Origin of the sequence: Micromonospora sp. WMMD956 (genome assembly GCF_029626125.1) — a bacterium.
Classification (GTDB): domain Bacteria; phylum Actinomycetota; class Actinomycetes; order Mycobacteriales; family Micromonosporaceae; genus Micromonospora; species Micromonospora carbonacea.
Genome location: NZ_JARUBI010000005.1, coordinates 7,040,011 through 7,053,836, shown reverse-complemented (window position 1 = coordinate 7,053,836; position 13,826 = coordinate 7,040,011). Strand labels below are relative to the sequence as shown.

At 73.2% G+C, this 13,826-nt stretch carries 8 protein-coding genes; 6 read left to right on the top strand and 2 right to left on the bottom strand.

All coding sequences use genetic code 11. The features are described from left to right. The first annotated feature begins 10 nt into the window (after nucleotides 1-10). The 3 genes from O7628_RS30545 to O7628_RS30535 all read left to right on the top strand — a co-directional run bounded on the left by O7628_RS30545 (nucleotide 11) and on the right by O7628_RS30535 (nucleotide 5,019). Nucleotides 11-1,441, top strand: a complete 1,431-nt coding sequence (locus O7628_RS30545; protein ID WP_278135830.1) for a class I SAM-dependent methyltransferase — start codon at nucleotides 11-13, stop codon at nucleotides 1,439-1,441. Next, entirely contained in the window at nucleotides 1,434-3,494 is a 2,061-nt protein-coding gene (locus O7628_RS30540) for a sulfatase-like hydrolase/transferase (RefSeq protein ID WP_278135829.1), read from the top strand. Before O7628_RS30545 ends, O7628_RS30540 begins: the two co-directional genes overlap by 8 nt. A 241-nt stretch (nucleotides 3,495-3,735) precedes the next feature. Beyond that, nucleotides 3,736-5,019, top strand: coding sequence for a citrate synthase (locus tag O7628_RS30535; protein ID WP_074473291.1), 1,284 nt, complete (start codon nucleotides 3,736-3,738; stop codon nucleotides 5,017-5,019). Nucleotides 5,020-5,091: 72 nt separating this feature from the next. Here O7628_RS30535 and O7628_RS30530 read toward each other — a convergent pair whose 3' ends face one another. Beyond that, the gene (locus O7628_RS30530) at nucleotides 5,092-6,510 is read right to left on the bottom strand and encodes a glycosyltransferase family 4 protein (RefSeq protein ID WP_278135828.1); all 1,419 of its coding nucleotides are present in this window, start codon (nucleotides 6,508-6,510) and stop codon (nucleotides 5,092-5,094) included. A gap of 322 nt (nucleotides 6,511-6,832) precedes the next feature. Between O7628_RS30530 and glgX the strand changes: the two genes are divergently transcribed. The 3 genes from glgX to treZ are packed head-to-tail and all read left to right on the top strand — an operon-like array spanning nucleotide 6,833 to nucleotide 13,055. Then, nucleotides 6,833-8,953 carry a glycogen debranching protein GlgX gene (glgX, locus tag O7628_RS30525; RefSeq protein ID WP_278135827.1) on the top strand — a complete coding sequence of 707 codons (2,121 nt, stop codon included), beginning with the start codon at nucleotides 6,833-6,835 and terminating at the stop codon, nucleotides 8,951-8,953. 2 nt (nucleotides 8,954-8,955) lie between these two features. Continuing rightward, entirely contained in the window at nucleotides 8,956-11,313 is a 2,358-nt protein-coding gene (gene treY, locus O7628_RS30520) for a malto-oligosyltrehalose synthase (RefSeq protein ID WP_278135826.1), read from the top strand. Then, nucleotides 11,310-13,055 carry a malto-oligosyltrehalose trehalohydrolase gene (gene treZ, locus O7628_RS30515; protein ID WP_278135825.1) on the top strand — a complete coding sequence of 582 codons (1,746 nt, stop codon included), beginning with the start codon at nucleotides 11,310-11,312 and terminating at the stop codon, nucleotides 13,053-13,055. Before treY ends, treZ begins: the two co-directional genes overlap by 4 nt. Before the next feature lie 221 nt (nucleotides 13,056-13,276). On the opposite strand, the gene O7628_RS30510 is transcribed toward treZ, so the two are convergent. Further along, nucleotides 13,277-13,639: a hypothetical protein gene (locus O7628_RS30510; RefSeq protein ID WP_278135824.1), complete on the bottom strand. Its 363-nt coding sequence runs from the start codon at nucleotides 13,637-13,639 to the stop codon at nucleotides 13,277-13,279. Between the last annotated feature and the right edge of the window lie 187 nt (nucleotides 13,640-13,826).

The following is a 13,826-nucleotide window of genomic DNA, read 5'->3' as shown; positions in this document are numbered from 1 at the left end:
CGCACCGGCGATGACCGTCCCGCACACCGACGTCCGGGTCGAGCCTGGCTCGTTCCGCGACCCGGCCAACCGCGTCTTCTACGCCGACGGGGAGGTGCTGCGCGGCCTCGACGCCCGGGCGGCCCGGGACTGGCGGGCCCTGTCCGCCAGCGACTTCTTCCCGCCGCTGCTCGCGGCCGGCAAGGTCTGCGGCACCGAGCCCGTCGAACCGGCCAGGTTCGCCGCCGGGGCCGGTGGGCAGTGGGCCGCCGTGCTGCGTCACGAACGCATCCCGTTCGTCTCCCACCCGTACGAGTGGTCGTTCGGCATGCTCCGCGACGCGGCCCTGCTGCACCTGGAGATCCTGCGCGCCGCGCTGACCGCCGGCTTCACCACCAAGGACGGCTCGGCCTACAACCTCCAGTGGCGCGGCGTCGCGCCGGTCTTCATCGACGTCGGCTCGTTCGAGCCGGCCCGCGACGGCGAACCCTGGGCCGGCTACCGGCAGTTCTGCCAGACCATGCTCTACCCGCTGCTGCTCACCGCGCACCTCGGCGTGGACTTCCAGCCCTGGCTGCGGGCCCAGGTCGACGGGATCCCCGCGGAGCAGATGCGCCGGCTGTTCACCGGCGTCCGGCGGCTGCTGCCCGGCGTGCCCACCCACGTGCACCTGCACTCGGCCATGCAACAGCGCAACGCCGACGCCGCCACCGGCGAGGTGCGCGAGCAACTGCGCGGCGCCGGGTTCTCCCGGGAGCTGGCGCTGGCCGCCGTCCGCCGCATCGAGCGGCTGGTCGGCCGGCTGCGTCCCCGCCAGGCACGCAGCCACTGGGCCGACTACCAGCGCACGTGCAGCTACTCCGCCGCCGACCGCGCCGCGAAGGAACGCTTCGTCGAGCTGGCGCTGACCGCCGGCACGCCGCCCGGCCTGGTGCTCGACCTGGGCGCCAACGACGGCCGGTACGCCCGCCTCGCCGCCCGCTACGCCGGCTACGTCGTCGCCGTCGAGCAGGACCCGGCCGTGGTCGACGAGCTGTACGCGGCGCTGCGCGCCGAGGAGCAGCGGCGGGTGCTGCCGCTGGTGCTGGACCTGGCCGACCCGTCGCCCGGCGGCGGCTGGCGGGGCGTCGAACGGGCCGCGTTCGCCACCCGGGCGCGGGCCGACCTGGTGCTGGCCCTCGCCGTCGTGCACCACCTGGCGATCGGGCGCAACGTGCCGCTGGCGCAGGTCGTCGACCAGCTCGTCGACGCCTGCGTCCCCGGCGGCCGGCTGGTGGTCGAGTTCGTCCACCCCGAGGACCCGATGGCCCGGCGGCTGCTGGCCAACAAGCCGGCCGGCCTCTTCCCCGACTACCGGCCCGACGAGTTCGCCCGGCTGCTCGCCACCCGGTGCCGCGTCGAGCGGCGGGTCGAGCTGCCCGGCGGCACCCGGACGCTCTACCAGGCGGTGACGGGTGGTTGACGCGACCGTCGCGCCCCCGGTCGCCCCCGCGCCGCCCACCGCCGAGGCGGCCCCGGGCCGGCCCACCGGGCCCTCCGGCTGGCGGGCCGAGCTGCGCCGGCTGCTGGAGGTCACGGCCCTGGTCGGGCTGGTGGTCACCCAGCCGATGCTCGACGTGCTGGGCCGCAGCCCCGACTTCTTCCTGTTCCACCGGGCCACCCGCGGCGAGACCCTGGCCCTGGTCGCGCTGATCACCGCCGTGCCCACGCTGGCGCTGGCGCTGCTCGGGGCGGCGAGCCGGCTGGCGGGGCGGGCCGCCCGCTCGGCCGTGCACACGGTGCTCGTCGGCCTGCTGCTGGCCGCCCTCGCCGTGCAGGTGGGCCGGCACGTCACGCCCCTGCGGGGCGTACCGCTGCTGGTCGTCGCCGTGCTGGCCGGCGCGGCCGGGGCGGCGGCGCACCGGCGGTGGCGCGGGCCGGGCCTGGCGCTGCGGGTGGCCTCGGCCGGGCCCGCGGCCTTCGTGGCGCTGTTCCTGTTCGCCTCGCCGGCCTCGGCGGTGGTGCTGCCGCGGGGCGACGCCGGCGCGGCCGGGGTGGCCGCCCCGGGCGGGCACCCGCCGGTGGTCATGCTGATCCTCGACGAGCTGCCCCTGGTCTCCCTGCTCGGCCCCGACGGGCGGATCGACGCGGCCCGCTACCCGCACTTCGCGGAGCTGGCCGGCGGCTCCACCTGGTACCGCGACGCCACCGGGGTGAGCGGCTGGACGCCGTACGCGCTGCCAGCCATGCTCACCGGCCGCTACCCGGCGAAGCCGGTCGCCCCGCACTACTCGCAATACCCCGACAACCTGTTCACCGCCCTCGGCGGCCTGTACGACATCCGGGCCGAGGAGAGCATCACCCGGCTCTGCCCGCCCAGCCGCTGCGACCAGCCGGCCAGCCCCCGGCAGGGGCTCGGCACCCTGGTCCGGGAGAGCGGGAAGCTGCTGGGCCAGGTCGCCGCCCCGGTCGACAGCCACGTCGACCCGGAGGAGTCGTACCGCGAGCAGACCGCCGCCGAGGCGGGCCTGGACGCCGCCGAGCCCGTCCCCGCCGACCCGAAGTTCCGCTGGGACCGGCTGAACGCCAACCAGCCGGCCCGGTTCGCCAGCTTCCTGGCCGGGCTGCGCCCCGGCGACCGGCCCACCCTGCACTTCCTGCACCTGCTGATGCCGCACGCGCCGTGGCAGTTCCTGCCCTCGGGGGCCCGCTACGCCGCCCCGGAGGACCTGCCCAACGACGGCGCGGGCTGGGTCGAGCTGGCCCGGCGGCGGCACCTGGCCCAACTGGAGTACACCGACCGGCTGATCGGCGAGACGCTGCGCACGCTGCGCGCCACCGGCCTCTACGACCGGGCCCTGCTGGTGGTCACCGCCGACCACGGGGTCAGCTTCGACAACGGGGCCCAGGGGCGGGGGCTGGACGCGATCCGCGCGGCGGCCGGGCAGGTGGCCTGGGTGCCGATGTTCGTCAAGGAGCCCGGGCAGCGCGCCGGCCGGGTCGACGACCGCAACTGGGAGCACGTCGACCTGCTGCCCACGGTCGCCGACTACGCGCACGTGCGGATCCCCTGGCGGGTCGACGGGAACTCGGCCCGGCAGGCCCCGCGCGGTCGCGCCGACAAGCGCTTCTACGACCGGCCGGGGGAACCGGTCACGATCACCGGCGGGGTGCCCGCGCCGCCGCCGCTGCCGAAGCCGCACCCCCTGGTCGGCACGACCGTGGGCGAACGCCCGGCCGGCGGGTCGGCGCGGGTCGCCGACCTCGCCGCCTTCCGCGCCGTCGACCCGGACACCGGCGAGCTGCCGGCCCTGGTCTGGGGCACGGTCGGAGCCTCGGTACCCGACGGCACGCTGCTCGCCGTCGCCGTCAACGGGCGGATCGGGGCGGTCGTCCCGGTGGTGCCGCCGGATGCCGGTGGCCGCCGGTTCGCGGCCTTCCTCACCGACGACCGACTGTTCCGCGCCGGGGACAACCGCGTGGACCTCTACCGGATCGGCCCGGACGGCGAGCTGCGTCACCTGAGTATTTCCTGAGAGTTTCCTCCCTGCTGCCCACCGGGCCCCCGGTCACGCTTCGTGCGCGATCGGGGGCCTTTTGTCACATTGGCCCCGTTCGAGGTCGGTCCCCGACCCCCGGGTTTCCGGGCCCACCTGCCGGGAATCGGGTGACGCATACCTCACCTGCGGAACCACGACGGGCGGTGTCCCCGCAACCGTGTTTACGGTAAAAGCGAAGGCAATTTCAACGTAGATCTGCCGGCGAAGCGAGGAACACATGACGGAAGTCAAGCTCGATCACCCCGGTGGGCAGCTGTCGATGCCGGTGCAGTCGGCGGTCGAGGGCCCCGCCGGCATCGGCGTGAGCAAGCTCCTCAAGGAAACCGGGATGACCACGTACGATCCCGGTTTCGTGAACACCGCGGCCTGCTCCTCCGCGATCACCTACATCGACGGCGACGCGGGCATCCTGCGGTACCGGGGCTACCCGATCGAGCAGCTGGCCGAGAAGTCCTCCTTCCTGGAGGTCTCGTACCTGCTCATCTACGGTGAGCTGCCCGGTCAGCAGCAGCTCGACGAGTTCAGCGAGCGGATCCGGCGGCACTCCCTGCTGCACGAGGAGATGCGCCGCTTCTTCGACGGCTTCCCCCGCGACGCGCACCCGATGGCCGTGCTCTCCTCGGCCGTCAGCGCCATCTCGACCTTCTACCAGGACAGCCTCGACCCGTTCGACGCCGACCACGTCGAGATGTCCACCGTCCGGCTGATGGCGAAGGTCCCCACCATCGCCTCGTACGCCTACAAGAAGTCGATCGGGCAGCCGCTGCTGTACCCGGACAACTCCCTGGGCTACGTGGAGAACTTCCTGCGGATGACGTTCGGCGTGCCGGCGGAGCCGTACGAGGTCGACCCGGTCATGGCCAAGGTGCTGGACATGCTGTTCATCCTGCACGCCGACCACGAGCAGAACTGCTCCACGTCGACCGTGCGGCTGGTCGGCTCCAGCAACGCCAACCTCTTCGCCTCGGTCTCGGCCGGGGTGAACGCCCTGTTCGGCCCGCTGCACGGCGGCGCCAACCAGGCCGTGCTGGAGATGCTGGAGAAGATCCAGCTCGACGGCGGCGACGTGCAGTCCTTCGTCCGCAAGGTCAAGGACCGGCAGGACGGCGTGAAGCTGATGGGCTTCGGCCACCGGGTCTACAAGAACTACGACCCCCGGGCCGCGATCGTGAAGAAGGCCGCGCAGGACGTCCTCGGCCGGATGGCCAAGCCGGACCCGCTGCTGGACATCGCGATGCAGCTGGAGGAGATCGCCCTCGCGGACGACTTCTTCGTGTCCCGCCGGCTCTACCCGAACGTGGACTTCTACACCGGCCTCATCTACAAGGCCATGGGCTTCCCGACGAAGATGTTCACCGTGCTGTTCGCCCTCGGCCGGCTGCCCGGCTGGATCGCCCAGTACCGGGAGATGCTCGGCGACGCGGAGACCAAGATCGGCCGCCCGCGGCAGATCTACATCGGCTCCCCGGAGCGCGCCTACGAGCGGCCCGCCGACCGCTGACGCGCCCTGTTCGTTGTTAAGAAGGGCCCCCTGCTATGCGGAATGCGTTAACAGGGGGCCCTTCCTTGCGCCTCAGCGCAGGCCGGCGGCGGCGAGCAGGTTGCCCTCGGCGACCCGCCGCTGGGCGTCGCCCCCGCTCATCCGCCGCTCGGCGCGCTCGGCGGTGAACGCCGGGGCCTTGGCGATCGCCGAGGCGTACGCGTCGGCCGTGCGGCGCGCGATGGCGGCCCAGCCGTACTGCTCGTGGACCATCCTCCGGGCCCGGCGGGCCAGCGCCCGGGCGCGCTCGGTGTCGGACAGCAGGGCGTGCACCGCCTCGGTCAGCCCCGCCGGGTCCTGCGGGGCGAACGTCATCCCGGTCACGCCCGGCTCGACGATCTCGGCCAGGCCACCCGTCGAGGCGACCGCCAGGGGCGCGCCGGCCGCCGCCCCCTCCAGGGCGACCATGCCGAACGGCTCGTAGATGCTCGGCACCGCGAAGCAGTCCGAGGCGGCCATCACGGCGGGCAGGTCGGTGCCGCCGAGGAAGCCCGGCATGCTGACCGTGCCGCCGAGGCCGAGCCGGTGCACCTCGGCCTCCAGCGCCGGCTTGTACGGCCCGTCGCCGACGATCACGGCGCGCAGCCCCGGGTGCCGTTCGCGCAGCCGGGGCAGCCCGGCGAGCAGGTGCTGCACGCCCTTCTCGTAGACCAGCCGGCCGGCGAAGGTGACCAGCGGGCCGTCCCCGGCGAACCGGGCCCGCGCCGAGGCGACCGCCGACGTCGGCACCTTCCAGCGGTGCGGCTCCACCCCGTTGGGCACCACGTCGACCCGCGCGGCCGGCACGTCGAACAGCGCGCCGACCTCGTCGCGCATGTAGCCCGAGCAGACGATGACCCGGTTGGACTCGGAGCTCAGCCACTGCTCGACGCCGTGGATGGTGCGGTTCATCTCCTGCGGCAGCCAGCCCTGGTGCCGGCCCGCCTCCGTGGCGTGGATCGTGCTGACCAGCGGCACGTCGAGGTGGTCCCGCAGCGTCATCGCGGTGTGCGCGACGAGCCAGTCGTGGGCGTGGACGACGTCGTAGCTGCCGGATTCGGTGGCGCGCAGGGCGGCGCGGGTGAGGGTGTGGTTGAAGGCCATGGTCCAGGCGAGGAGGCTGCCGGTGGCCAGGGGGAAGGCGACCGGGTCCTCGGCGGCGCGCAGGACGCGGACGCCGTCGGCGTACTCCTCCAGGGGCGCGCCGTCGGCGTGGCGGGTGACGACGGTGACCTCGTGGCCGGCGGCGGCCAGGGCGACGGAGAGGGCGTGCACGTGCCGGCCGAGGCCGCCGACGAGCACCGGCGGGTACTCCCAGGAGAGCATGAGGATGCGGCGGGTCTGCGGGGGCACCCCGCAGCCGTGGGGCTGCGGGAGCGCAGGCTGCGGGGTCTGGGACCGTGAGGTGGTGCTGGGCCGGCAGAGCCGGTCCGTGGCGGTGGCGGTCTGCTCGCCGGCCCGCAGGGTCGTCACATCGAACTCCGTCCGTGCAGGGTGGACCGCGCCGGCAACGATGGCGGCGTGACAGGGCAAGGTGGGGTGGCCGAGGGCCGAGCGGGAACGCGCGCCTCCGCACGCCCCCGCATCAAGGAAAGGGCATCCGGGCCCGAACCGCATCCTGAGAGGGCCCAAGGTGACGGACACCACCCAAAGGTCCAGTCGGCATCAGGCGGGCGGAATCGGTTACGGCACCAACGGGTGGATTGGGCCGACCGGCGGCGGGGCATTAGCGGCGTGCGCACCCGGCGGGCACGGCCCCGTCCGGGGCGATCATCATCATGGGCTGAGGAGCGACATGCAGGTCTGGCCGGGCGAGCGGTACCCGCTGGGGGCCACCCACGACGGGATGGGCACCAACTTCGCGATCTTCTCCGAGGTGGCCGAGCGCGTCGAGCTCTGCCTGTTCGACGAGTGGGACACCGGCGCGGAACGCCGCGTCGAGCTGCGTGAGGTCGACGCGTACGTCTGGCACTGCTACATCCCGGGTATCGAGCCGGGGCAGCGCTACGGCTACCGGGTCCACGGCCCGTGGGACCCGGCGAACGGCATCCGCTGCAACCCGCACAAGCTGCTGCTCGACCCGTACGCGAAGGCCGTCGACGGCGACGTCGAGTGGCACCCGGCCGTCTACGACTACGAGGTGGGCGGCGACGAGGACCGGATGTCGGAGACCGACTCGGCCCCGTTCATGCCGAAGTCGGTGGTGGTGAACCCGTACTTCGACTGGGGCAACGACCGGCCGCCGCGCACCCCGTACCACCACTCGGTGATCTACGAGGCGCACGTGCGGGGCCTGACCATGCGCCACCCCGGCATCCCCGAGGAGCTGCGCGGCACGTACGCGGCCATCGCCTCCCCGGTGATGATCGAATACTTCCAGCGGCTCGGGGTCACCGCCGTGGAGCTGATGCCGGTGCACCAGTTCGTGCACGACCACCGGCTCGCCGACCTGGGGTTGCGCAACTACTGGGGCTACAACACGATCGGCTTCTTCGCCCCCCACCACGGCTACGCGGCGCTCGGCGGCCTCGGCCAGCAGGTGCAGGAGTTCCGGGGCATGGTCAAGACGCTGCACGCCGCCGGCATCGAGGTCATCCTCGACGTGGTCTACAACCACACCGCCGAGGGCAACCACCTCGGCCCGACGCTGAGCTTCAAGGGCGTCGACAACCCCAGCTACTACCGCCTCTCCGAGGAGAACCGGCGCTACTTCGTCGACTACACCGGCACCGGCAACAGCCTCAACGTGCGCAGCCCCCACTCCCTGCAACTGATCATGGACTCGCTGCGCTACTGGGTCACCGAGATGCACGTCGACGGCTTCCGGTTCGACCTCGCCGCGACCCTGGCCCGCGAGTTCTACGAGGTCGACCGGCTGTCCACCTTCTTCGAGGTGGTCCAGCAGGACCCGGTGGTCAGCCAGGTCAAGCTCATCGCCGAGCCGTGGGACGTCGGCCCCGGCGGCTACCAGGTGGGCAACTTCCCGCCGCTGTGGACCGAGTGGAACGGAAAATACCGCGACACGGTGCGCGACTTCTGGCGCGGCGAGCCCGCCACCCTCGCCGAGTTCGCCTCCCGCATCTCCGGCTCCGCCGACCTCTACCAGGACGACGGCCGCCGCCCGTTCCACAGCATCAACTTCGTCACCTGCCACGACGGGTTCACCCTCAACGACCTCGTGTCGTACAACGACAAGCACAACGAGGCCAACGGCGAGGACAACCGCGACGGCGAGGGCCACAACCGGTCCTGGAACTGCGGCGTCGAGGGCGAGACCGACGACCCCGGCGTGCTGGCTCTGCGGCAGCGGCAGCGGCGCAACTTCCTGGCCACCCTGATCCTCTCCCAGGGCGTGCCGATGATCGGCCACGGCGACGAGCTGGGCCGCACCCAGCGCGGCAACAACAACGCCTACTGCCAGGACAGCGAGCTGGCCTGGGTCGACTGGGACGACGCCGACGAGCCGCTGCTGGACTTCGTCCGGCGGCTGGTCGACTTCCGCCACCGCCACCAGGTGTTCCGCCGCCGCCGCTTCTTCACCGGCCTGCCCGTCGGCGGCCGGGCCGCCGGCTCGGGGCTGCCCGACCTGGCCTGGTACACCCCCGACGGCCGGGAGATGACCGGCGAGGACTGGGGCAACGACTTCGGCCGCTCGGTGGCCCTGTTCGTCAACGGCGACGGCATCCGCGAACGCGGCCAGTTCGGCCAGCGCCACCACGACTCGTCCTTCCTGCTCTGCTTCAACGCCCACGACGCCCCGCTCGACTTCACCCTGCCCGGGGAGGAGTTCGGCCAGCGCTGGGAACAGGTGATCAGCACCGCCGACCCGGACCCGGAGAAGCCGACCCTCGTCGAGGCGGGCGGCACCATCTGCGTGCCCGACCGCTGCCTCGTGGTCCTGGAGAGGACGGTCTGACGGTGTCCGACACCCCTACCTGCAGGGTCGGCTCGACCTACCGGGTGCAGGTCCGCCCCGGCTTCGACCTCGACACCACCGCCGGCCTCGCCGGCTACCTGGCCGACCTCGGCGTCACCCACCTCTACAGCGCCCCGCTGCTCACCGCCACCCCCGGCTCGCAGCACGGCTACGACGTCGTCGACCACCGGGCCGTCAACCCCGAGCTGGGCGGCGAGGCCGCCCGCGTGCGGCTGGTGCGGGCGCTGCGCGCCGCCGGGCTCGGCCTCGTCGTCGACATCGTGCCCAACCACGCCGGGGTGGCCCGGCCGGCGGCCAACCCCGCCTGGTGGGACGTGCTGCGCAGGGGCCGCGACTCGGCGTACGCGCGCTGGTTCGACATCGACTGGGACCGGGGCCGGCTGCTGCTGCCCGTGCTCGCCGACACCCCCGACGCCCTCGACGACCTCACGATCGCCGACGGGGAGCTGCGCTACCACGAGCACCGCTTCCCGATCGCCGACGACACCGGCGACGGCAGCCCCCGGCAGGTGCACGACCGGCAGCACTACGAGCTGGTCTCCTGGCGGCGCGGCGACCGCGAGCTGACGTACCGCCGGTTCTTCGCCATCGCCGACCTCGCCGGCCTGCGCGTGGAGGACCCGGAGGTCTTCGCCGCGACCCACGCCGAGGTCCTGCGGTGGGCGGCGGCCGGCGAGGTCGACGGCATCCGCGTCGACCACCCCGACGGGCTGCGCGACCCCGCCGGCTACCTGGCCCGGCTGCGCGCCGCCGCGCCGCAGGCGTGGCTGCTGGTGGAGAAGATCCTGGAGTACGGCGAGGAGCTGCCCGACTGGCCGGTCGACGGCACCACCGGCTACGACGCCCTCGCCGCCGTCGGCGGCCTCTTCGTCGACGGCGCCGCCGAGGCCGACTTCACCGCCCTCGACGCCCGGCTCACCGGCCGGCACACCTCCTGGCAGGACCTCACCCACGCCACCAAGCTGGAGGCCGCCACCCGGCTGCTCGCCGCCGAGCTGACCCGGCTCGCCGCCCTCGCCCCCGAGCTCGCCCCGGACGAGGCCCGCGCCGCCCTGGCGGAGCTGGCCGCCTGCTTCCCCGTCTACCGGGGCTACCCGCCGCACGGGGCCCGCCACCTCGCCGCCGCCCGCGCCGAGGCCGGGCGCCGCCGCCCCGACCTGGCCCCCGCCCTCGACGCGGTCACCCGCCGGCTCCGCGACCCCGACGACGAGCTGGGCGTACGCTTCCCGCAGCTGAGCGGCGCGGTGATGGCCAAGGGCGTCGAGGACACCGCCTACTACCGGTGGAGCCGGTTCGTCGCCCTCAACGAGGTCGGCGGCAGCCCCGCCCACTTCGGCACCCCGCCGGCCGAGTTCCACCGGTTCGCCGCCGCCCGGCAGGTGCGCTGGCCGGCGGCCATGACCACCCTCTCCACCCACGACACCAAGCGCGGCGAGGACGTCCGGGCCCGCCTCGCCGTGCTCTCCGAGCTGCCCGGGCGCTGGGCCGAGCGGGTCACCCGGTGGACCGCCGCCGCGCCGCTGCCCGATCCGGCGTTCGCCCACCTGCTCTGGCAGACCGCCGTCGGCGCGTGGCCCATCGAGCGGGAGCGGCTGCACGCGTACGCCGAGAAGGCCGCCCGGGAGGCGTCGGTGGCCACCAGCTGGGCCGACCCCGACCCGGGCTTCGAGCGCGCCATGCACGCCCTGGTCGACCGCATGTACGACGACCCGGAGCTGCACGCCGAGCTGACCGCGTTCGCCGCCGAGATCACCCCCGCCGGCTGGTCCAACTCGCTGGGGCAGAAGCTCGTCCAGCTCGCCATGCCCGGGGTGCCCGACACCTACCAGGGCACCGAGCTGTGGGACAACTCCCTCGTCGACCCCGACAACCGCCGCCCGGTCGACTTCGGCGTACGCCGGGAGAAGCTGGCCCGGCTCGACGCCGGCCTGCGCCCGGCCGTGGACGCGTCCGGCGCGGCGAAGCTGCTCGTGGTGTCGCGGACGCTGCGGCTGCGCCGCGACCACCCGGAGCTGTTCGCCGGCTACCGCCCGGTGCCCGCGCACGGCCCCGCCGCCGCCCACGTCGTCGCCTTCGACCGAGGCGCCGCCGACCGGGGCGGCTCTTCTCCCGGCGGGCCGCACCGCGCCGGGGCGGTCGCCGTCGCCACCCGGCTGCCGCTGCGGCTGGCCCGCGCCGGCTGCTGGCGGGGCACCCGGCTGTCGCTGGGCGGCCACACTGTTACCGACGTGTTCACCGGGCGGGTCTACAGTGGCAGTGAGCTGCTGCTGGACGATCTGCTCGACACTCTCCCCGTCGCCCTCCTCGCACCCGCCGACTCCGTGGAGGCTGCCGCATGACCGAATTCACCGTGTGGGCGCCCGAGGCCGCCCGGGTCCGGCTGCGGCTGGCCGGCGACGCCGACGCCGCCGCCGACCACGAGATGCGCCCCGAGCCGGGCGGCTGGTGGCGGGTCGAGGTGCCCGGCGCGGGCCCCGGCACCGACTACGCGTTCGTCCTCGGCGACGACGACCGGGCCCTGCCCGACCCCCGCTCGCCCTGGCAGCCCGCCGGGGTGCACGGGCCGAGCCGCCGCTACGACCACGCCGCCCACCGCTGGGGCGACGCCGGCTGGACGGGCCGGCAACTGCCCGGCAGCATCCTCTACGAGCTGCACATCGGCACCTTCACCCCCGAGGGCACCTTCGACGCGGCGATCGAGCGTCTCGACCACCTCGTCGACCTCGGCGTCGACCTGGTCGAGCTGCTGCCGGTCAACGCCTTCAACGGCGAGCACAACTGGGGGTACGACGGGGTCTGCTGGTTCGCCCCGCACGAACCCTACGGCGGCCCCGACGGGCTGAAACGGTTCGTCGACGCCGCCCACGCCAAGGGTCTGGGGGTGATCCTCGACGTCGTCTACAACCATTTCGGGCCCTCCGGGGCCTACGCGCCGATGTTCGCGCCGTACCTGACCGAGCGGAGCAACACCTGGGGCCGCACCGTCAACCTCGACGGCCCGCACTCCGACGAGGTGCGCCGCTACATCGTCGACAGCATCGTGATGTGGCTGCGCGACTACCACGTCGACGGCCTGCGCCTCGACGCCGTGCACGCGATGCCCGACACCCGCGCCACCCACCTGCTGGAGGAGATCGCGGTCGCGGTGGAGGCCCTGTCGACCCGGCTGGGCCGGCCGCTGTCGCTGATCGCCGAGTCCGACCTCAACGACCCGCGGCTGGTCACGCCCCGCGAGGCCGGCGGGTACGGCCTGCACGCCCAGTGGAACGACGACGCCCACCACGCCCTGCACACCCTGCTCACCGGGGAACGGCAGGGCTACTACGCCGACTTCGGCTCCCTGGAGTGCCTGGCGCAGGTGCTGACCGGCGGGTTCTACCACGCCGGCACCTGGTCCAGCTTCCGCCAGCGCAGCCACGGCCGGCCCGTCGACCGGCAGCGCGTGCCGGGGCACCGCTTCGTGGCGTACCTGCAGAACCACGACCAGATCGGCAACCGGGCCACCGGCGACCGGATCTCCGCGACGCTGTCCCCGGCGCTGCTGCGCGTCGGCGCGACGCTGCTGCTCACCGGCCCGTTCACCCCCATGCTGTTCATGGGGGAGGAGTGGGCGGCCAGCACCCCGTGGCAGTTCTTCACGAGCCACCCGGAGCCGGAGCTGGCCACCGCCGTGGCCGCCGGCCGTAGGCGCGAGTTCGCCGCGCACGGCTGGCCGCCCGGCGACGTGCCGGACCCGCAGGACCGGCAGACGTTCGTGCGCTCCCGGCTCGACTGGGCCGAGCTGGACAAGCCCGAACACCGCCGGATGCACGAGTTCTACCGACGGCTCATCGCCCTGCGCAAGAGCGACCCCGACCTCTCCGATCCCCGGCTCGACGCCGTCGACGTGCGGCACGGCGACCAGTTCCTGGTGATGCGCCGGGGCGAGCGGATGGTGGTGGCGAACCTCGCCGGCCGGCCGCAGCGGATCACCCTGCCGGGGGTGGCGCGCCGGGTGCTGCTGACCACGGAGGAGGGCGTCTCGGTCACCCGCGACCGCATCGAACTCCCCCCGGAGTCGGCGGCGGTGGTCGCGTTGTGAGGGGAGCGGGGCTGTCGGCGTGATCGTCTGCTGATCAGTGAGACGACACGCCGGACGAGCTCTCCGGAAACAGCAGACGATCATGCCGCGTGCGGCTTCGCCCACTCCGATCGGTCCGGCGCCAGGGTCCCGATTTCCGATCGAATCGCGCGAACCACTCCCGCCCCATCCGGCCGGGTGCCCGGAGCGACGCGCCCCGGGCACCCGTGGTGGAGGCTGGATCAGAAGTGGGGATCGATGTAGGAACCCCAGGTCCAGTTGCCGGACGGGGAGATGACAAAATCATCGCTGATGGTGGCGTTGGCCCATCCCGAATGATCCGGGTCCAGCGTCGTCGTCTGCCGGTAGTACCCGTTCTTCGGGTCCAGGCAGGTCGTCCACGTGTAGGTGGTGGCGCCGAGGTACTGATCCTGGACCGAGCCGGGGTAGTAGTTGCCCCAGGTGTAGTCCCCCGCCGACAGGGTGATCCGTTTGCTGGTGCACGTGGTGGCCAGCGAGTCCGTGGGGGTGCTGGTGAGGTACTGGGTCTGCTCCAGGTAGGCGGTGTCGGCGGCCATGGCCGGGCTTCCGGTCAGCAGAATCATCGCTCCCGCCGACGCACCCACCAGAGCAATCGCCGATGGTATAGCTCTCATTCTCACAGGATCTCCCATCCCCGTAAATTCGCCAGGCTGGCAAAATGACAGTAATCGATATGATGCACAGCTTCCATGATGGCGAAGGAAGTTCATAAACATTTATGAATTCGTTGGCATTCTTTCGTTCGCGGCA

Excerpts from the sequence above, each read along its gene's own strand:
- O7628_RS30545 (WP_278135830.1), top strand. The coding sequence starts at position 11 with ATGACCGTCCCGCACACCGACGTCCGGGTCGAGCCTGGCTCGTTCCGC.
- O7628_RS30535 (WP_074473291.1), top strand. The coding sequence starts at position 3,736 with ATGACGGAAGTCAAGCTCGATCACCCCGGTGGGCAGCTGTCGATGCCG.
- glgX (WP_278135827.1), top strand. The coding sequence starts at position 6,833 with ATGCAGGTCTGGCCGGGCGAGCGGTACCCGCTGGGGGCCACCCACGAC.
- treZ (WP_278135825.1), top strand. The coding sequence starts at position 11,310 with ATGACCGAATTCACCGTGTGGGCGCCCGAGGCCGCCCGGGTCCGGCTG.
- O7628_RS30510 (WP_278135824.1), bottom strand. The coding sequence starts at position 13,639 with ATGATTCTGCTGACCGGAAGCCCGGCCATGGCCGCCGACACCGCCTAC.